This is a genomic window from Agarivorans sp. QJM3NY_30, assembly GCF_050870855.2.
In the GTDB taxonomy this organism is placed as follows: Bacteria; Pseudomonadota; Gammaproteobacteria; order Enterobacterales; family Celerinatantimonadaceae; genus Agarivorans.
Genome location: NZ_CP194038.2, coordinates 2,976,233 through 2,997,356, shown reverse-complemented (window position 1 = coordinate 2,997,356; position 21,124 = coordinate 2,976,233). Strand labels below are relative to the sequence as shown.

General features: G+C 45.7%; 14 protein-coding genes. 5 read left to right on the top strand and 9 right to left on the bottom strand.

Annotated features, from left to right (window positions below; genetic code table 11):
* The first annotated feature begins 12 nt into the window (after nt 1-12).
* The 3 genes from ACRRSX_RS13595 to ACRRSX_RS13585 all read left to right on the top strand — a co-directional run bounded on the left by ACRRSX_RS13595 (nt 13) and on the right by ACRRSX_RS13585 (nt 4,151).
* Entirely contained in the window at nt 13-1,089 is a 1,077-nt protein-coding gene (locus ACRRSX_RS13595; RefSeq protein ID WP_432452644.1) for an ABC transporter permease, read from the top strand.
* A 14-nt stretch (nt 1,090-1,103) separates the two neighbouring features.
* On the top strand, nt 1,104-2,804 hold the full coding sequence (locus tag ACRRSX_RS13590; protein ID WP_432452645.1) for an ABC transporter ATP-binding protein: 1,701 nt from the start codon (nt 1,104-1,106) through the stop codon (nt 2,802-2,804).
* A 186-nt stretch (nt 2,805-2,990) separates the two neighbouring features.
* On the top strand, nt 2,991-4,151 hold the full coding sequence (locus tag ACRRSX_RS13585; protein ID WP_432452646.1) for a PQQ-dependent sugar dehydrogenase: 1,161 nt from the start codon (nt 2,991-2,993) through the stop codon (nt 4,149-4,151).
* Nucleotides 4,152-4,345: 194 nt separating this feature from the next.
* On the opposite strand, the gene ACRRSX_RS13580 is transcribed toward ACRRSX_RS13585, so the two are convergent.
* Together ACRRSX_RS13580 and ACRRSX_RS13575 are read right to left on the bottom strand one after the other, a co-directional pair.
* Nucleotides 4,346-6,436, bottom strand: a complete 2,091-nt coding sequence (locus ACRRSX_RS13580) for an RICIN domain-containing protein (RefSeq protein WP_432452647.1) — start codon at nt 6,434-6,436, stop codon at nt 4,346-4,348.
* An 849-nt stretch (nt 6,437-7,285) separates the two neighbouring features.
* Nucleotides 7,286-7,411 (bottom strand): hypothetical protein, encoded by a 126-nt coding sequence (locus ACRRSX_RS13575; protein ID WP_432452648.1) that lies wholly within the window; start codon nt 7,409-7,411, stop codon nt 7,286-7,288.
* Nucleotides 7,412-7,661: 250 nt separating this feature from the next.
* Here ACRRSX_RS13575 and ACRRSX_RS13570 point away from each other — a divergent pair, with 250 nt between their 5' ends.
* A complete protein-coding gene (locus tag ACRRSX_RS13570) occupies nt 7,662-8,435 on the top strand; it encodes a substrate-binding periplasmic protein (protein WP_432452649.1) in 774 nt (257 codons plus the stop codon).
* 80 nt (nt 8,436-8,515) lie between these two features.
* Here ACRRSX_RS13570 and narL read toward each other — a convergent pair whose 3' ends face one another.
* The 7 genes from narL to cobA all read right to left on the bottom strand — a co-directional run bounded on the left by narL (nt 8,516) and on the right by cobA (nt 18,217).
* A complete protein-coding gene (narL, locus tag ACRRSX_RS13565; RefSeq protein ID WP_432452650.1) occupies nt 8,516-9,163 on the bottom strand; it encodes a two-component system response regulator NarL in 648 nt (215 codons plus the stop codon).
* 49 nt (nt 9,164-9,212) lie between these two features.
* Nucleotides 9,213-11,012, bottom strand: coding sequence for a type IV pili methyl-accepting chemotaxis transducer N-terminal domain-containing protein (locus tag ACRRSX_RS13560; RefSeq protein WP_432452651.1), 1,800 nt, complete (start codon nt 11,010-11,012; stop codon nt 9,213-9,215).
* 20 nt (nt 11,013-11,032) lie between these two features.
* Nucleotides 11,033-12,805 carry a protein kinase domain-containing protein gene (locus ACRRSX_RS13555; protein ID WP_432452652.1) on the bottom strand — a complete coding sequence of 591 codons (1,773 nt, stop codon included), beginning with the start codon at nt 12,803-12,805 and terminating at the stop codon, nt 11,033-11,035.
* A gap of 88 nt (nt 12,806-12,893) precedes the next feature.
* Nucleotides 12,894-14,363, bottom strand: coding sequence for a NarK family nitrate/nitrite MFS transporter (locus ACRRSX_RS13550; RefSeq protein WP_432452653.1), 1,470 nt, complete (start codon nt 14,361-14,363; stop codon nt 12,894-12,896).
* Between the two features lie 105 nt (nt 14,364-14,468).
* On the bottom strand, nt 14,469-14,795 hold the full coding sequence (gene nirD / locus ACRRSX_RS13545; protein WP_432452654.1) for a nitrite reductase small subunit NirD: 327 nt from the start codon (nt 14,793-14,795) through the stop codon (nt 14,469-14,471).
* Nucleotides 14,796-14,822: 27 nt separating this feature from the next.
* The gene (gene nirB, locus ACRRSX_RS13540) at nt 14,823-17,363 is read right to left on the bottom strand and encodes a nitrite reductase large subunit NirB (protein ID WP_432452655.1); all 2,541 of its coding nucleotides are present in this window, start codon (nt 17,361-17,363) and stop codon (nt 14,823-14,825) included.
* A gap of 44 nt (nt 17,364-17,407) precedes the next feature.
* Nucleotides 17,408-18,217, bottom strand: coding sequence for a uroporphyrinogen-III C-methyltransferase (gene cobA, locus ACRRSX_RS13535; RefSeq protein WP_432452656.1), 810 nt, complete (start codon nt 18,215-18,217; stop codon nt 17,408-17,410).
* A 386-nt stretch (nt 18,218-18,603) separates the two neighbouring features.
* Here cobA and ACRRSX_RS13530 point away from each other — a divergent pair, with 386 nt between their 5' ends.
* Nucleotides 18,604-21,078, top strand: a complete 2,475-nt coding sequence (locus ACRRSX_RS13530) for a molybdopterin oxidoreductase family protein (RefSeq protein ID WP_432452657.1) — start codon at nt 18,604-18,606, stop codon at nt 21,076-21,078.
* Nucleotides 21,079-21,124: the final 46 nt, after the last annotated feature.

Genomic DNA, 21,124 nt, shown 5'->3' with positions numbered 1-21,124 from the left:
GAAGAATAGACCGTGAAATATCAAACTAACGATGTTGCTATCGAACTAGAAAATGTGGTGCAACAAGAAGATGCCCATACCCGAAGTTTATGGACGCTCGGCTGGCAACGGCTAAAAAACGACAAAGTCGGTTATATTAGCTTGATGATTGTCAGTTTATACTTATTGTTATCACTCGCTGGATGGATGAATCTTGCGGGTGAAAACTGGCGCGAAGAAATTGCATTACCCCATGCACCGCCAAGTTTTGCGACTTGGGAAGCGCGTGGCGCTGAAGTCAAAGCTGTTAGTTATTCGGAATCTCCGAGCGCCCAAAATGAGATTGCCGATGCTGCCGACGACCCTTTGGCGGCATTGATGGCGGAAGCCAGTTCGAATGCCGAGCAATATGAAACCGAAACCATAGAAAAAGCCCATTCTCTTATCTTAGGGGCGGATGGTCGTGGACGCGACATTTTACAAAAAACCATTAAAGGAACTTCAGTGTCGGTGACTGTGGCGCTGTTTGGCTCTTTTTGCGCGATTATTATTGGTACTATTTTAGGCGCGATTGCGGGTTATTTCGGTAAGTGGGTTGATGATCTGCTGATGTGGTTTTACAGCATCTTTACTTCCATTCCCGAGATGTTATTGCTGTTATCTTTTGCGGTGGTGTTTTCTCGAGGCATTGATACCTTGATCATCATCTTTGCCGTGACTTCATGGACATCGGTATTTCGTGTGATGCGAGCCGAGTTTATGAAACATAAGCATCGTGAGTATGTGCAAGCCGCGGATGCCATTGGTGCGGGCCATGTTCGCAAGATGTTTTTGCATATTCTTCCCAATGTGAGTCACTTGTTATTGGTGCAGTTTTCCATTCTCACGGTGGGGATGATCAAATCGGAAGTGGTACTTTCCTTCCTTGGATTTGGGGTTGATATCACCCAAACCAGTTGGGGGGCGATGTTAGCGGAGGTGCCAGCAGAGTTGATACAAGGTTATTGGTGGCAAATGATTACCGTTACTGTATTTATGTCGATTCTGGTGACTGCATTTAGCTTATTGACCGATAGCTTGCGTGACGCATTAGACCCTAAAGTGAAGTAACGGTGGAGAATATAATGGACAGTTCCTTACTCAATGTTAAAAACTTAAGCGTTGATTTTAGATTGGAAGATGGTCGTCTATTTCACGCCCTAAAAAGGGTTAATTTCGAGATCCCAAGAAATATGACCGTTGCGCTGGTTGGTGAATCAGGGTCTGGAAAATCAGTGACTTCAATGGCGCTTATGGGATTATTACCAAGTTCTAATACCTTAATTTCTTCTGAAAGTGAGATAGAATTTGATGGCAGCGACGTGTTAAGCATGTCGAAAAAATCTTTACGTAAATTACGCGGTGGCGATGTTGCGATGATTTTTCAGGAGCCGATGAGCTCGCTCAATCCAGTGTTCACCATTGGTAACCAAATCATTGAAACCTTGTTGCAACACAAAGACATTAGCAAAAAGTCCGCGAAGCGCAAAGCGATTGATTTGTTGACCGAAGTGGGCTTGCCCGATCCGGAAAATCGTATTCATGCTTATCCACATGAATTATCGGGTGGCCAGCAACAACGGGTTATGATCGCGATGGCGATTGCCTGTGAACCCAAGCTGTTGATCGCCGACGAACCAACCACGGCGCTGGATGTGACGATTCAGAAACAGATTCTGGATCTGTTGGCCAAAATGCAAAAAAAGCACAAGATGTCGGTGTTATTTATCACCCATGATCTTGGCGTGGTCGCTGAATTTGCCGATCAAGTGATTGTGATGCGCCATGGTGTGATTTGCGAGCAAGGAGACATTAAGTCTATTTTTACGCAACCGCAGCACCCATACACCAAGGCCCTTTTGAACTGTCGTCCAACACTTGACTATAGACCCGAGCGACTGGCTGTGATTGATGATTTCCTGCAAGACGAGCCCTATCAGCTTCCCTCAGAGCGAGCCCGAGGATATCAGGAAACGGGAGAGGTAGTGCTTGAGGTGAATAACCTATGTAAGTACTTTAATATTAAGACAGGATTGTTTCATCGCAAGCAATTAAAAGCTGTGGATGGGGTGTCCTTTCAATTACAACGTGGTAAAACCTTAGGCATCGTAGGAGAGTCTGGTTCGGGTAAATCTACCGTGGGTCATACCATTATGCGTCTGCTTAATGCGACGTCTGGGGATGCTTTTTTTAAGGGAGAAGAAATTCTGGGAATGTCCGATGAGGCGTTTAAACCGCTGAAACGCCGGGTACAGATTATTTTCCAAAATCCTTACGCTTCTCTAAATCCGAGATTCACGGTCGGCCAAATATTGATGGAACCGATGTTACTGCATGGGATTGGTCAGGATAAAGCAGACCGTAGACAAATGGCTGAATCACTTTTAGAGCGGGTGAGTCTGCCCAAAAGTGCATTTAACAAGTATCCCCATGAATTTTCTGGAGGTCAACGTCAACGGATTGCGATAGCCCGCTGTTTAACCTTGAAACCCGATGTGCTGATTTGCGATGAATCGGTTTCCGCCCTCGATGTGTCAGTTCAGTCGCAGGTCTTGAATTTACTCCAAGACTTACAAGACGAGTTCCAAATTTCTTATTTGTTTATTTCTCATGACTTGTCGGTGGTTAAACACATCTCCGATCAAATTATGGTGATGCAACAAGGGAAAGTTGTTGAGATTGGTGATTCAGACCGTATTTATGCCGATCCACAACATGAATACACCCGAAAATTAATTTCTGCGATACCTAAAGACCCAATGAGAGAGGCGGCTTTATTTGCGTAGCCGCCACTTCTTAACCAAAATAAGCCTCCTTAGGTTAACGCGGGGCGGCTTGTTTTAAGGGCAATGCGGGCTGATTATTGGGAGGATGGTTCAAGGACTTGTCACTATTTGAGTTTTGCGTTAGATCTATGATCAAGCGACATATTCAAATTGCTTAGTGGGCGCCACTTTTATAGGAGGTGTGTTATGCCAAACTCATCCGTATTTAGTCAGTTGTTTAAAGTTATGCTTTGTTTGTTATGGGCCGTTACATGGTGCGTTTCGGCGGCTCAAAAACTGCAACTACAGGCCAGCAAAGACTATACACTGCAAGTGGAAAAGCTGGTTCAGCTGCCCGGTACGCCCTGGGCAATGGCTTGGTTAAACTCGTCGACCTTACTGGTTACCTTACGTCATGGTGAGTTACTCAGTGTCGATCTCACTAAAACCCAGGCTGGTCAGCAAGCGTGGCAAAAAATATCGGGCTTGCCCGCCATTTGGGCGCAAGGTCAAGGTGGCTTACTAGATGTGGTTAAAGGCCCCGACGGCTGGTTTTACTTTACCTACAGCAAACCAAAAAACAATAGCGGGGTCACCAGCTTAGCCAAAGCCAAGATTGTGATAAATGACTTTGGCCAAGTGCAGATGATTAACTGGCAGGATTTGTTGGTCACTGATTCTGTGAGCGCTACCAATCGCCATTATGGTAGCCGTATCGCATTTGATCCCCAGCAACATATTTACTTCTCTATTGGCGATCGCGGAAACAGAGATAACGGGCAAAATACTCTGAACCACGCCGCGACTATATTGCGCTTGAACCTCGATGGTAGCGTGCCGAGCAATAATCCATTTGTGGCGAACAGCAAAGTCGACGACGCCATTTATAGTTATGGTCATCGCAATCCGCAAGGCTTGGCTTTTGACCGAAAGTTCAATCGCTTGTGGGCAATAGAACACGGCCCTCGTGGTGGCGATGAGCTTAATTTAATTGAAGCAGGAGGGAATTACGGCTGGCCGCTTACCTCGCATGGTCAAGAGTATTGGGGGCCGCTCAAGGTGGGCGAGGCTGAAACCCTACCGGGTATAAATTCGCCCCTTAAAGTGTATATTCCCTCTATTGCACCCGGTTCGTTACTCAGTTATACAGGCGCCGCCTTTCCAGCCTGGCAAGGAGATTTATTCAGTGGGGCGTTAAAACTGCAACATCTGAATCGCATCATTATGAACCAACAGGGCATGCCTGTAGGAGAAGAGCGTTTATTTGAAGACTTGGGCGAGCGAATTAGAGCCTTAACGGTGGATCCACAAGGTTATCTTTACTTCACCGCTGATAGTGGCAATTTATACAAAATAAGTCCCAAGTAGTTGTTCTCGATAAGCATTCTAACTTGAGATCGCTGTTCGGAGCATTATCAAGGGAAGTTCTTTGTGTGTCTTGTTATGCACGCTTAAAGACTCGTTACGGGTGAGTCCGTCTCGAAGTCTGTTATCCAAGAAAGATAGAAAAAGGGGACAGCAATGTGTCCCCTTTAGATGAAGCCAGTGTTAAACGGTTATGCTTAGTTCGATTCGAAAGCACCGATATCGGGCGCTGAGCCGTTGTAGCTCAAACCAACATTGGTCCCTGCATCAATTAAATCACTGTCACTTTTCAGGTGGAAGAAATCAACCACTGGCAGGCTACCATCATCTTGACGGTCAGCCAGTAGGTCATCCACGTTCAAACTTACAAAGTCAGAAGAAGAGGTTGATACATTTTGCCAGCCGTTTTTACTGATGCTTGTTGATGCTGCGTCAAGTTTGTCACTACTGTCACCATCTAAAGAAATACTGTTTTTGATGGTGAGTTTTTTAAGTTGACGACTACTGCCATCACCTAAACCATAGTTGCGTGCATTCTTGTAGGATATCGCATTGTAGATGGTGACTTCACCACGGTTACTGTTTTGGTCGTAACCGTCAGCCGTGTTATCGGCAGAGATGGTGTTAATGTAAATGCCGTTGTGGGCAAGATCTTTATTGTCACTACCACCCGTTTTAAAACCGTTACCGTCGCCCACACCTTCTGAACCATTCTTTTGATAACCGTTTCGGATCATCCAAGAATATTCATGGGTTGTGGTGATGCTGCTGCCGTTGTCACGCAAGTATCCATCAAAACCATCATCTAAGTTCTGCCAAGCACGGCAGCCGTAGAAATAGTTACCGGTACCCACACCTAACTTCGCCGCAAAACCATCCGCATTTTCTAATGAAGAGTCTGCATTGTAGTAAGAGTCTGAATTTTTGATGAAGTTGTACGCAGCATTGCTGTCTATTTGTAAGCCAGTATCGGCATTTTCATAGAAAGCCATAAATTCAACTGTATTGTGCGATCCAGTCATATGCATACCGTTGTCACCGGCTTTTTTAATATCAAAGCCGTAGATGTGCCAGTAATCGGCTTTCATTTCGATACCGCGGTTTGAACCACTTTCAGACATTGCAGAAAAATCTAAGACGGGTCGGTTATCCCCTGGGTATGCACTGAGCACAATGGTTTTAGAGGAGGAGCCATCGTTGTCGATAATAATTGGCGAAGACGGTTTATAAGTGCCGCTACGGATGTAAATCACATCACCAGCGCTGGCTTTATCAATTGCACTTAATAGACTACTTAAGCTAGATACGACGGTTGCGCCGCTCACGGTACTCTTAATAAAAGAAGGGTAGCCGTTGGTTCTAGGCTCGCTGTTGGCTCCTGCATATTTGGCTGCGTCGGCCGTTGGGGCAGCAGCAGAACTGGACGAATCGCCGTTAGAGCCACCAGAAGATGAAGCTTTGGGAGTAGCACTAAACATCGATGAGTTCGAGTAGCCGCCATCACTGTTGGTATATTTAACCCAGAAGTAATAGGTTTTGCCGTTTTGTAGACCGGAAGCTGTGTAACTCAGGGTGCTTGGCGACACGCTGGCAATGCGAGTTCGACCAGAAGGATCACTGTCGGTATCTTGGTAAATTTGGTAATTTGAGTTGGTATTCGAGTCATTCCAACTTAATTTGACGATGCCATCTCCAGCCGAGCCATTGAGCACCACGCTTTCGGTCACCGCAGAGCCAGAACAACTGCTGGTTACAGGCTCTAGCCACCAACGTTGGGTATCGGTATTGCTGTCGTTTTCTTGGCGAACATTTGAACCGTTACTGGTACCGTTAGCACTTAAAGATAATGACGACTTTTTATTTACAATTTTGTAAGCACCTATGTAATCACCTGAGGTGGCTTGCTTGAGCTCCCATTGTTGATTATCGCCAAAATCATATGTTTCTTGTCGAACCGTTGCACCGTTGCTACTCGAGCTATCTTTAACGCTCGCCGCATAATCGGTGTTGGATGCTTGAATCGTCCAATAATGAGTGCTGGATTGGTAGTTTAAATAGAAGCGTTGCGAGTTTTTTCCTGCATTGTTTTCAATTGCTACATTTGCATTTTCTGAATCTGATTCTGCGGCAAGCAATAATTCAGAACCAACATTGACTATTTTATATATAGCACCGTCAACAGGTTGGTCTTTACAGTATTCTGCGGCTTGAATGTGTAGAGCTAAGGGAAACAGGCTGACACCTGTCACGAGGCTTGATATTATTTTTTTGGTTCGTAATCTATTCAAGTTTATATACTCCATGTATAAGTTCAATTGTGTAACCGAAGTTTTTATTTATAAGTGATGTTTTCGGTGTGAGTAATTTATCAAATACAAGCTTTTATTTTGAGATCTTGAACGCATATAAGAGTAAGTATGTGTGATTTATGCATGGTTTTTGATTATTTATAGTATGAAAATACTTATTATATAAATAGTGAGCAACCTTGTTTGCTCATATAAATGAAAGACAAAGTGAACGGGTTCATTTGAACACCAAGTGTGAGTTTTCATCTTACCTGTCAGGCGCATTATTTCATATAAAAATCAATATCTTATAATCGAGCTTGGTTGTTGGCGAAACTCGCTGGATAGATTCTTCCAGAAATTTTTTATACCTCACTTGGTGTTATGGCAGGTTGTTTGTGTTACCTCTTTATTTATTTCCTTACTAATTTCCAAGAGTTAATCTTTAAGTGATTGATTTATTCGTTTTATATTTTTTGAAATCAGTGGTCTTTTGTTTTTATTTTTTTTAAAACGTAACATCTTGCGCATAAATTATTAATTTTTATTCTTATTGGTTTTATAGAATATGGGTTAACCCTAAAGTGTTTAGACTATTTACTCTAATAACTGAGCGCGGAGGCGAACAGTATTTAACAACCCCCTTGATGAGTGGGCATTTATTAGTAGTCACTTTAAGTTATTTGCTTTTTATAGCTGTTTTGCTTGAGGCTTGGCTTTGATATGAGTGGATAAAGATTGTTTTATATTATTTCGTGTGATCTTAGTTTGTTTTATACAATAGCTGTCCATTAATACGTAGGGCCTTGGCTGTTTACGCTTTGTCGAAGGAGTCTCACTGTTTATTGTTCAATCAATGGTTGAAGCATCGATACGCGTCCCTAGAGTTTGTTGGCGCAGAGCCATCAGCTCAGCTCGCTTATATTTATCCGTGTAAGGCTCGGTTTCATCGATGAAAGCATGCTGCTGTTTCATCTCGCCATCATTGATCTTTAACTGCTTGCCAACCGTTTATTATCTTGTCTTTAGCTCTACCGTACACATTTTTAACTATTTTGTGCGGGTCTTATGGTTTTGGCTTAGAATTATATTTAGTTAAATGGGTCTGTAGTCTGATGATGGAATGGTTATTTTGATAAGTCTTCCCAGTGTGAAAAAGTGGCTGGTGACCCGATGCCCCAGTTTTTTCCGATAGCTTATTCGTTGTTTTGAATTAAGGGGGTTAATGAATATGACAAAATCTGTTTTCTTTTTTTTGCTGATGTGCTGGCTGACTTTACCTGTTTCTTTGTTGGCGCAAGCTCAGACTTTGCTTAGAGTTGCCTCCCCTGAGTTTCCGCCTTACGTCTATAAGCTTGAAAACGGAGAAGTTGGGGGAGTGGTCTCGGAAATCGTGGCCGAAGTATTTCAGAACATGGGCGTTGATTACAAGAATACCATCTATCCGTGGGCAAGAGCCTTGCGTATGCTCAAAGTTGGCCAAACGGATAGCCTTTATACGATTATGAAAAGCAAGGATAGAGAGGCGCTTTTTCATTACCCGGATGAACATCTCTTAGATGCCCAATGGGTGTTTTTTATCCGTAGAGCTGATGTTGGAAAACTTAAATTTGATTCTTTTGAAGATCTAAAGGGGAAACGAATTGGTTTAGTGATTGATGTTAGATACAGTGAAGCGCTCTGGGAATTTGTCAAAAAAGAAAATAATTATGAACTGGTCGCCGGGGAAGAATTAAATTTTAAAAAGTTGGTTGCAGGGCGGGTTGATTACATCATCAGCGATTATCTTACGGGAATGTTTTTAGCAAAGAAACGTGGTATTGAAAATAGTGTTGCAGCCCTTACTGCTAATCCCATCGACTCTACGCATTTCTATATCGCGTTTAATCAGCTAAATGTTGAGCGAACATTCGTGAAGCAGTTTTCTGATGAATTGAACAAATTTAAATCGGGTGCTCAGTATATGCAAATCCTGCAAAAATACAATATTCCCCAGTAAGCCTTTTGAGCGGAAATAGTGGGATCAAATTTGAGCTGCCAATCGAAATCTCGTTTAAGGTTTTAGTTTATTTCTGTTTTTTATAATTGCTGATCTTTCAGCCAAACCGCAGCTTCTAAGCGTGAGCGTAAGTTTAATTTCTTGAGTAAGTGTTTTACATGGACTTTCACGGTGGCATCAGTAATTCGTAGTTCTTGGGCAATCAGTTTGTTACTCATGCCTTTGGCGATCAGTATCAAAATTTGGGATTCTCGGCCAGTTAAGCTTTCCAGTAAGTTTTCATCTGGCTGTTGCTTGGGTTTGTGCCATGATTGGGCGAGAACTTTAGTCAGACGATCAGATAGGGCCAGCTTTCCCAATACCGCTTGTTTAATGTTTTCAACAATGTCTTCTGGTTCCATATCTTTGAGTAAGTAACCGTCGGCTCCATTTTCAATGGCGGCTAATACATCATCTTCGGCGTCAGATACAGTTAACATCACAATGCGAGCGGTGATGTGTTGTTCACGCATTAAACGAACGGTTTCTAAGCCATCCATACCTTGCATATTCAGGTCTAAAATAATTAAATCAGGATCATCGTGAAGTGCCCCGATGATGGCGTCCGAGCCATTGTTATACTCGCTCAGTACCACCAGATCATCTTCCATGGCAATCAGTTGCTGTAAGCCTTTACGAAATAGCGGGTGATCATCGACTAACATCACCGTTGCTGCATTTGTACTCACATTACACTCCTTGTCACAAGTTCATTCGGCTTAACGCTATTCAGGCAGATTAAGCATTTTTCTCGACTTTACTCAGATAATTTGGCAGGAAAGTTAGACCGACTTCGGTCCCCATCGTATCAGGGGAGCGGATGGTTAATTCGCCATGTAAGGAATGACAACGCTCCTGCATAATTTCTGTTCCATAATGGTTTAATTTTAGCGCCATCTCTTTGATACCAATTCCATTATCTTTGATCAACAATTCAATTGATTTATTTGACTTTTCAATCAACGATATGCTGACCAACGAGCCATGGGAGTGCTTGATGGCATTTTGTAAGGCTTCTTTGGTGATTTGTAAAATATGAATGGCTTCACTGGGCTCAAAAGGTACGTGCGTGCAGTCGTAGTCAAGGCGAATATCGATGTCACTGCGCTCTGCGAGGGTTTTGATGGTATCGGTCAGTGCTGCCTTTAAGCCACCATTGCCAATTTGCAAACGAAATGTCGTGAGCAGCTCGCGCAATTGTCGATAGGCTGAGCTGAGGCCTTCCTTAAGCTCTGCTACCGGTTTGCTCACCTGTTCTGGAACATCAACGTCTTGTAGGCCTTTTTCGATACGGGTGACTTGTATTTTTAAATAGGACAAGGATTGTGCTAATGAATCGTGCAGCTCGCGGGCGATGATCGACCGTTCGTCCAATAAGGCGATGCGTCGTTGTTGATTGAGTTGCTCGGTTAAGCTTAAGGCGATTGCGAATTGATCGACCAGGGAATGTAATAAATTCTGTTGCCAGTCTTCTAAGGGAGCACTGGGATCATCTGCTACGATAAGTTCGCCAAATTGGGTATTGTTCCGCTCGATGATAAAGGTGCTGATCGCTGTAGATTCAGAGTGCTGCTCTGGAGGGCTTTGGTGGTCAACAATAATATGTTGATAGGGCAACTGATAGTCATTGGCGAATAGTTTGAGCTCAATTTTTTTTCGTTCGCTCACTAAACATAATTCCTCAAGAATAGCGCGAAAAGCAAGCTGGCCGAGATGCGACTGATTTACCTGCTGAGCCACGTTATACAGAAAGGTTAAAATTTCATTGTTTCGACTCAACTGGATGGTTTTATTGTGGATCCGTTGTTCTAGGTCTCGATGGATTGCTTGAATACTGTCGTGAGCCTGATTGATGGTTTGCGACAACAGCCCCAATTCGTCTTCACGTTCAATATGACAGCGTTTACTCCAATCTCCCTTGGATGAGGCTTCGGCAACCGCAGTTAATGCCTTGAGTGGTTGTGCAATATGTCGATGAATCGAATACAAGGATAAACCAATCAGCAGCAAAGTAATCGACAGCATTACGGTTTGAATTATCTTCAGTAGAGCGAGGCGCTCTTCTAGTACTTGTTGATAGCCGTAAACCAGCTGGTCAATGTTCTCGACGAAGGATTCTAAGGTGGGCAAAAATCGCTCTAAGTCGAAATGTTGATCGGCATTGGCTAATTGCGGCTTGATCACGGTTTGCCAGCTGTGACGAATGGCTTGGTATTCTTGTTGTAGTTCGATTTCGTTAAAACGTATGAAATCCTTTTTAAGGACCGGGTCGCTAAATAAGGTTTCGAAACGTTGGATCAGAGCTTGTACTTTTTGCTGGTTTTGTTGATTGGGCGACTTTTGTAAGGTGGCGGCTTGGGTCGTGATCCGGTAGCTCATCATGCGCAGCGAGCCCGAGAGGTTGATGGCTTTTCCGTCATTCTCGCTGATTTGAGACATATACATCGAAGAAAAAATGCTGATGAATGCCATTAAAATCACGCTAATCATCATCGACGTAATTCGAAGTACAACGGAGCGACCAAATTTATGAAACACTAATGCAACCATAGCAATGTTTATTGTATTCTCTGTGATAAAAGTAAAAGCCCTTCGATAAGCGAGAGCACACTAGCGAATAAGGCCAGACATTTCCAAAACAATAACGGATTTCGTTTTAATAAAGGTCTATTTTCTGTTCGTTTAGATAGTGCCATATTAGGGCTATAAATATCAGTGATAAAATCCCCCAAGGCAGAGTAGCGCTGATTTGGCTGAGGAGAAGTGGCTTTTGCAAACGCTAAATCCACCCATAAGGGGATATCAGAACGGCTCTGTTGCATTGGCCGATAGGCCCATTTTATTTGTCTAGCATGTTGGATATTTTGTTGTGATGAGCTTTTAAAAGGCAGTTTCCCACATAACATTTCATAGCCGATCACGGCGACGGAAAATAGATCCGAGTAAATTGTGGCTTGGCCTGTATTTATGTATTCTGGTGCGGTGTAATTCACCGAACCCAAGGGGAGCGCTTGGTTTACTTCAGGCAAGGCTTCCAAGGCGCCTTTAACCTCGACCGTGCCAAAATCGATAATTTTTACCAAATTGCCGGGCATCAGCATAATGTTTTCTGGTTTTAGATCTCGATGAACCATATCGGCGCGCTGCAAAACCCGTAAAGCAGCAATCACTTCTTTCAATATTTCTCTGACGGTTTTTAAGGACGGACAAGGGTTATCAAGCATCCACTGGCGTAGCGTCACCCCTTCGATATATTCACAGATTTGGTAGAGATAGTCGCTGGTTGCGGGGCAAGGATACATCTTCATGATGCGAGGGTTTTGCAGTTGAGAAGCAATCCAATACTCGTTGGCGAATCGCTGGAGGGTCGCGCGCTCGTCTTGTGCATTCAGTGAAGGGACTTTAATGACTCGTTTTTGATTGGCAATCTTATCCATTGCCAGGTACAGATGGCTTCGACTGCCTTCGTAGAGCACTTTCAGTACTTGAAAATGGTCGATAACATGCCCTTCGCCTAGTGCTGGTGGGATGTTTCTAGCTAGTAGTATTTGTTGGTGCTCTAACAGATCATATTTGGTTAAGTTGAGTATTTCAAAAGCAATGCAGCTGGTATTATCGCTGCTGCCTCGTTCCAGCGCCGCCTGACATATTTGCTCGCTGAGACGGGTTATTGGCAGTGACTGGCAAAGTAACTGCTGTAATTGGTCATCTGGAATAAATTCGTGAACCCCATCGGTGGTTAGCACAAATCGATCGCCTGCTTGAAGTAAACAGCTTTGATAGTCGATTTCTAGGTGCTCATCCATTCCCAAGGCGCGTGTTAATACTCCGTTTGTGCCACTGCCTATCCGTTGATGATCTCGAGTCAGCAAGGTTAGTTGCTGATCTCTATATCGATAAATTCGGCTATCTCCTACGTGAAATAGGTGGGCGGTATTTGATTTAAAAATAATGGCGCTGAATGTGGTGATCATGCCATTGTGTTGTAGATGGGGTTTTCCTTGTGAAAAGAGCCAATAATTTAGGGGATTGAGAATTTTCATCACCGCATGTTTCACACTCCAACTAACTGGTGTTGAATAGTAGTCGCTGACAAATTGAGTGACCGCAGTATGGCTCGCGCGCTGCCCTTGTTCACTGCAACTCACGCCATCAGCGATGCATCCAAGAATGCCCTTATAGGTGAGTTCATCGCTGCTTAATGGCGATTTGACGATAAATGCATCTTGGTTTTGATCGCGGCCCCCTTGGCAGGAGTGACCGGAAAAACTTATCCAATTCGCTCCTTCGGCGCCCAACATTCGCTGTATTCCTGACTCACTCTGGTTCATAAATTGGCTCGTAGATAAAAGCTCGATGGGCTTGCCATTCGAGCTTTGAGTGTTTTATATCAATCGCTTGGCGATGATGTCGCAATATTTAGTTGGAGACATCGATTAAAGTGACACTGCCATCATCGTTTACTTCAGCGATTTTACCGTTTGGCTCTTCCATAAACATTAGTGCGATAAAGCCGACGACCGCGGTACATGCGATGACATAAAAGAAAGTCTGATATTCCACAAACGAAAGAATGGTTAAATAGACTACCGCTCCCACATTACCATAAGCCCCGGTCATGCCAGCAATTTGTCCAGTCATACGACGTTTAATCAAGGGCACCGTGGCAAATACCGCGCCTTCACCAGCTTGTACGAAGAATGAGCACGCCATGGCAGCGGCAACGGCTAACCATAGAGGCCACTGGGCATTGACATTTCCCATCAGAAAATAACCCACTGCTAATCCGGCTGTTAAAATCAGCAGGGTAAGCTTGCGACCAAATTTATCGGAAATTAAGCCGCCGCCGGGTCGCGACATTAAATTCATGAAGGCATACGCTGAGGCAACCATCCCGGCGACCACTGGCGACAGTTCGAAGGTTTCAGAGAAAAATAATGGCAACATAGAAATCACCGCAAGCTCAGAACCAAAGGTGGCGAAGTACAGTAAGTTTAATACTGCCACTTGTTTAAATTTGTATTGATGGATCGCTTCAACAGGTTCCACAAATACCGATTTATTTACCTTCCATACCTGATGAGCATCGAGGACATAAAGCCCAATTAAACCCATATAGATTGAGTTGACGACCCATTGCTCTAGCATCCCCACACCACCCGGAGATAATTTCCATGCCAGTAAAGCAAGCACCGCATACATCGGTACTTTCATGGCGAGTAACAGGAAGAAATCACCTTTGGATGTCACTTCCATGGCCGACAGGTGTTTTGGTTTGAAATAGGTCGCCCCTTTAGGGGTATCGCTAACGTTAAAGAAGAATACAAACGAGAACAACAAACTCATTAAACCAGTAATGGCAATGGCATAACGCCAACCGTCATCTCCACCCAAAATTAGCGCTAGTGTTGGCAATGTAAACGCCGCAGCGGCAGAGCCGAAGTTCCCCCAGCCCCCATAAATACCTTCAGCCATCCCTAGTTGGTGGTGAGGAAACCACTCAGAAACAAGGCGGATCCCAATCACAAATCCAGCACCGATGAAGCCCAATAAGAAGCGAGCAATTGCCGCTTGAATAAATGAGTCGGCAAAAGCAAACATAAAGCAGGGGATGGAACAAATGGCTAATAGGGCCGAATAAACGATGCGAGGCCCAAATCGGTCAGTAAACATGCCTATCAGGACTCGGGCGGGGATGGTTAACGCCACATTTAGAATTAGTAAAGTTTTGACTTCTTCCGTTGATAATCCCAGCGAGACTTTTACCGCTTGCAGCAAAGGTGCAAAGTTAAACCAAACTACGAAAGTAATAAAAAATGCCATCCAGCTGAGATGGAGGGTTTTCATTTTTCCTTGAAAGGAAAGGAGTGAAATTTTTGTGCTATCCATAATATTTCCCTATATAACTAGTATTTTTTAGAACGCGACATCCCGCCCATAACTGAAGCCTGGGTAAGCTTGTTCAGTTTGTTACGGGGGATGAGGCTGTCTCGTCTATTGTTTGATTTCGATAGAACCTTGATTGATTCGAACTTGATAGGTGTGTAGTTGAATTTCTGGTTGTTCCAGACACTCTCCGGTGTGCAGATCAAAGTGCTGTTTGTATAGGGGGGACGCGACACACAGGCGATCGTTGATGGTGCCAATGATGCCGCGGGAAAGTACGTTAGCTTTCCCAAAGGGATCGAAGTTGGCAATCGCGTGTACACTGTTGGTTCGGTTGCTGAGAAAGATCGCAACCTGATTATCGCCAACTTTAGCGCATACACCGGTGTTGGGCGCAATATCTTCGCTCTTACAAATAGTGAGCCAGTTATCCATGGCATATTCTCCTCAGGGCTGGTGGTATTAGTTAACGGTGGCAACGTCAATTGCTAATTGGTTTATCTTGATATCAGGACATTTCTGCTGGCGAATACTGATAAAGCGCTGGTTTTCATCCCGCTCGTCGCTGTTAATGAAGTGATTAAAACGTTTTAATTTGTCGGGTGACTCAAGGGTGGTTTTCCATTCACACTGATATTGACTGATGGTGGCGGCCATGGCCTGTTCTAATTCGGCGTTCAGGCCGAGTTTATCTTCGATAATCACTTGCTTGAGGTAGTCGATGCCGCCTTCTAGATTTTCTAACCAGACAGAGGTTCTTTGGAGTCGATCGGCGGTGCGTATGTAGAACATCAACAGGCGATCGACATATTGGGTCAGCGTGGCATCATCCAAATCAGTCGCAAAAAGATCAGCATGCCGGGGGCGCATGCCGCCGTTGCCGCAGACGTATAAATTCCAGCCTTGGTCTGTGGCGATGATGCCAATGTCTTTGGATTGTGCTTCGGCACATTCCCGGGTGCAACCCGAGACGGCAAATTTTAATTTATGCGGAGAGCGTAAGCCTTTATAACGGTTTTCCAGATCAATGGCGAAGCCCAGGCTATCTTGCACACCATAACGACACCAGCTGTTCCCCACGCAAGATTTAACCGTTCGTAAGGATTTGCCATAGGCATGACCCGTTTCAAAACCGGCATCCACTAGACGCTGCCAGATTTGCGGCAAGTCGTTGAGTTGAGCGCCAAATAAATCGATGCGCTGGCCACCGGTGATTTTGGTGTAAAGCTGAAACTCGCAGGCCACCTGACCAATGACAATTAGTTTTTCGGGAGTGATTTCTCCGCCAGGTATTCTTGGCACCACTGAATAGCTCCCGTCTTTTTGCATATTGCCCAGGTAGATATCGTTGGTATCCTGTAGCTCGATATGCTGATCCTGCAAAATATACTCATTCCAGTAGGAGGCGAGGATAGAGCCCGCCGTGGGTTTGCAGATCTCACAACCTAAGCCTGAACCGTAGCTTGTGAGCAATTGCTCAAAGGTTTTGATTTGATTGACCCGAATCAGATCACTCAGTTCCTGGCGAGAATAGGCGAAGTGTTCGCAAATGTGGTTGTTCACTTCAACTCCTGATTTTGCCAGTTCGCTGTCTAAGACTTGCTTGGCCAGCGCGCTGCAGCCGCCACATCCGGTGGAGGCATTGGTCATTTCTTTGAGCGCAGCCATCGAACTACAGCCTGCAGCAACCGCCTGTTTGATGTGGCCTTTGCTTACGTCGAAGCAGGAGCAAATCACCGCACTGTCGGGCAGCGCATCAACACCTAAGCCTGGCGACTGATCTTCGGCAACATTGGGCAGGATCAGTACCGATGGATTTTCCGGCAGTGCCAAATTATTTTGCTGTAGTTGTAAAATATTGCCGTAGGCTTGAGTATCGCCAACCAGCACTGCGCCAATAATTTTTTGTTTATCTGCCGAGACAATCAGTCGCTTGTAGACTTGTTCAATATCGTCTTTGTAGGTATAGGAGAGCGCCCCTTGCGTTGCGCCATGCACCTCGCCAATGCTGGCCACATCGATCCCCAGTAACTTCAATTTGGTGCTCATGTCGGCACCGGTAAATTCCATGGGCTCGCGCTGACCGAGCAGATGCTGGGCCGCCACCTTGGCCATTTGGTAGCCGGGTGCTACCAGACCAAAGATTCGCTGCTGCCATAGGGCACATTCGCCAATGGCGTAGATATCCTCGAAATTGGTTTGGCAGAAATTGTTAATCACGATACCGCCACGGGGACCAATCTGAATATCGGCATTTTTGGCCAAGCCATCTTGAGGACGGATCCCCGCGGAGAATACGATCATATCGGTTTCGAGATAAGAGCCATCGGCAAAATTCATGCGGTAGCGAGACTGTTCGCCGTCAACGATTTCGGTGGTGGCTTTATCGGTATGTACCTGCACGCCTAATGCTTCGATTTTATGGCGCAGCAAGTCGCCCCCATCCTGATCGAGTTGTACTGCCATCAAGCGCGGGGCAAATTCTACCACGTGAGTCTCTAATGCCAGATTTTTGATGGCATTGGCGGCTTCCAGCCCCAACAATCCACCGCCGATAATCACGCCGGACTTGCAGGACTGACTCGCCAAAGCGATGGCATCGAGGTCTTCGAGAGTACGATAGACATAACAATGCTCCCGATCATGACCGGGAATAGCCGGTACAAACGGATAGGAGCCGGTTGCCAATATCAGCTTGTCGTAGGACTCTTCGCGTCCCGAGGCGGTTTGGATAGTTTTATTGCCGGGGTGAATCGCAGTGACTTTTTCATTTAGCAGATAATTGACCCCGTGCTGTTGATAATAGCCTTCGCTGGTTAAGGCCAGATCCTCCGCAGATTTTCCGGAAAAATAGGCGGTTAACTGGACCCGGTCGTAAGCCAGGCGCGGTTCTTCCGAGAAGGTCAGGATCTCCAGATCTTCGGCTTGGCTTTGCAGCAGCAGATCAATAAATTTGTGACCAACCATTCCGTTGCCAACCACGATGATTTTTTGCTTATTCATGATGCAAATTCCTTTTTAATTAAATCGACTCATTGACCCGAGGTTTAGGCGATTAACGAGAGTTGTTGTGTTGCTGGGCTGGAAAACTGGAGAAGATGGTCTTGTTCCAGAGTTGCTAATTGCGAAGCAAGCGTCACCACTTTGCCAATTACAATCAGCGCAGGAGACTTTAGCTGATGTTTGCTGGCGAGGTTTTCCAAGCCATCTAATTGACCGATAAACTGTCTTTGTTTGGCGGTGCAGCCATTTTCAATGATGGCGACCGGCGTGGCCGGATCCATGTCGTAGCGCATTAATTGAGATTGGATCAGCCTGACTTTGCTTAATCCCATATAGATAACCAGGGTTTGCTTCAATTGTGCTAGCGCTTGCCAGTTCACATCGAGTGACTGTTCGGCATGCGCAGTTATAAAGCTGCAGCCTTGCGCAAGGCCTCGGTGGGTGAGGGGAATGTTGGCGTAAGTTGAGCAGCCAGAAGCAGCGGTAATGCCCGGCACCACATTCACTTGAATACCGTGTCTGGCAAGATAGAGCATTTCTTCACTGCCGCGGCCAAACACCAAAGCATCTCCGCCTTTGAGGCGACATACCCGGTAACCTCTTTGGGCATAATCGCGGAGAAGACGGTTGATTTGATCCTGCTGATAGCTGTGCTTGCCTTTGGCTTTGCCGACGCAGATTTGTTCTGCCCCAGCGGGGAACAGCGTTTGTATTTCCTGACTGACCAGCTTGTCATAGACAATCACATCGGCAGCCTGAATGGTTTTGAGTGCCTTTAGCGTCAGTAGCTCCGGATCGCCCGGGCCTGCGCCGACTAAAGAAACCACACCATAAAGTGATTGATTGACATGCATTGCGGCCACCACTGCGTTTTATAAAATTCATATTTCACTCAACGCAATATGAGTGCCAAGGCTAGCTATATGTTCGTTTTGCTTTATATTTATTGTTGTTTATCAATTATTTATATTATTTACTTTTGAATTTTCAGCTTTGAGTGTGAAGCTTGGGTTTTTCAAATAATAATGATTATGGGCATTTAAGGTGCGATGATTATTTATAATCGACCAAACTACAACTAAATAGGTAGATGGCAGGTCCTTATGCAGCTACCACTTTAGTGGTAGTTGTTAATTCAAGGTGCTGATTAAAAACATCTTTAATTTGTTTTTTGTTGTTTTCATTGATTTGGAATGGTATTTGCTCTAATTCTCTCTAATGTTGGTCTTTGAGGTTACTTATGAGAGACGTGGAAGGATGGATAAAAACCACCTGTGCCTATTGTGGTGTGGGTTGTGGTGTAGAGGCAAGAGTGCTCGCCAGTGGTCGTTTAGAGATCAGAGGAGACCAACAGCACCCGGCAAATTTTGGGAAATTGTGTACCAAGGGCATCGCGCTTGGCGATACGGTGATTCACGATGGGCGATTAATGTCGCCGCAACTGAAGCAGCCTGATGGCTTTGTGGACATCGACTGGGAGCATGCCTTAAATCGGGTTGCAGAGCAGTTTAGCCAAATCATTGGTGAGCACGGCCCCGATGCCGTGGCATTTTACGTCTCTGGGCAGCTATTAACTGAAGACTATTATGTGGCGAATAAACTGATCAAGGGTTTTCTGGGAACCGCAAATATCGATAGTAACTCCCGTTTATGTATGGCCTCGGCGGTGGTGGGGCAGAAACGGGCATTTGGCATGGATACGGTTGCGGTGTGCTATCAGGATATCGAGCAAGCCGAGCTGGTTATTTTAGTTGGGTCTAATCTGGCGTGGTGCCATCCGGTGTTATTTCAGCGATTAATTGTGGCGAAACAGAACAATGCAGCGCTTCAAGTCATTGTGATCGATCCCCGCAACAACGAATCTTGCGATATTGCCGATCTGCATCTTGCGATTGCACCGGGAAGCGATGTGGTACTGTTTAATCAATTATTGGCTTATCTGGCGGCGCAGGGTGAGCTTGATCAGGACTTTATTGCCCAACATACTCAGCACTTTGAGCAGGCTTATGCCTCGGCCAGCAGTGATGCTCAGGCGGTGCATGACATTGGCCTCAGTGAAGCCGAATGTCAGGCATTTTTTGAGGCTTTTGCTCGCACCGAGCGGGTGCTTACCATTTATTCTCAAGGGGTGAATCAGTCTTCGCAGGGCTCTGACAAAGTTAATAGTATTATTAACTGTCATTTAGCCACCGGGAAAATTGGTAAACCCGGCTGCGGGCCGTTTTCCATCACTGGCCAGCCCAATGCCATGGGGGGCAGGGAAGTTGGGGCTTTAGCCAATACCTTAGCCGCGCATATGGAGTTTAATCCGCAGGATATTGAGCGGGTTGCCAGCTTTTGGCAGGCCGAGCACATGGCCACCGAGCCGGGACTAAAAGCGCTGGATATGTTTGAGGCCATCGCTGCCGGCAAAATCAAAGCGCTGTGGATCATGGCGACCAATCCAGTGGTGAGTTTGCCCGATAGCAGTAAAATTAAACGGGCCCTTGAAAAATGCCCCTTTGTCGTCGTCTCCGATTGCATCGAAAAAACCGCAACGACGCAGTTTGCCGATGTATTACTGCCGGCGCAGGGCTGGAGTGAAAAGTCGGGAACGGTCACTAACTCGGAACGTCGGATCTCTCGCCAGCGGCGTTTATTAGCCAGCCCGGGGCAGGCCAAACCCGACTGGTGGATTATTTCACAGGTGGCGCAGAGGATGGGGTTTAAAGAACAATTTAGCTACGCCCATGAAGGGGCGGTATTTAAAGAGCATGCGGCGCTCACCGCGCTGGATAATCAAGGTTTTGCAAGAGACTTAAATCTGGCAGGTTTGAGTCATCTTAGCGGCAGCGAATACCAGCAGTTACTGCCGCAACAATGGCCGGTGTTGAAACAGCAACGCTCCGTGAGTCATCAGCGGCTGTTTGAAGATGGCAGGTTTTATACTCCCAATCGAAAAGCTAACTTTGTAGCGGTGACTTATCGCGCGCCATCAATTCAAGTCTGCGCAGATTTCCCGCTGATTTTGAATACCGGACGAACTCGCGATCATTGGCATACCATGACTCGAACCGGTTTGTCTGCGCGACTGGCCACACATATGCCAGAGCCTTATCTGCTGGTGCATCCCGATACGGCGAAAAAATATGCAGTAACACATGGGCTGTTGGCAAAAGTGAGTAATCGCCATGGCGATTGTATGAGCCGAGTGATTGAAACGACATCGATGCGGCGCGATGAAGTTTTTGTGCCGATCCACTGGAATGAACTGACCGCGTCGAACAGCAAGCCGGGGGGCTTGATTGACGCAAGAGCGGATCGCTTGTCGGGGCAGCCGGAGTTTAAATTTACGCCGGTTAAAATTGCCGACTGTCCGATGAGCAGCTTTGCGCTGTTGTTGGTTCGAGAGCCTGTCGAACTTGGCCAGATTGACTATTGGGTGAGACGAAAAACCACAGGTGCTTATCTGTATCAAATCGAGAGTCAACAAAGCCTGCAACGGCTCGATGAACGCATTCATCTTGCGCTCACGACAGCGCGCAGCAGAACCATTCAGGCGGCCAGCGCAAACCATCGGCTCTGCGCGGCAATCGATAACAACCAGCTTAGCTGGCTTTACCTGGCCGCCAATCAAGGGATCGCAGAACCCACCATGCAGCAGGTGATGGCATGGTTCGCCGAGGACAAGCCGCTGGCGGAGCTTGAGCAAGACATGATGGCACTGGCTCAATGAGTGGCCGCTGAAGCGCAGCGGTGTGCTATTTGCGTAAGCTGCAACA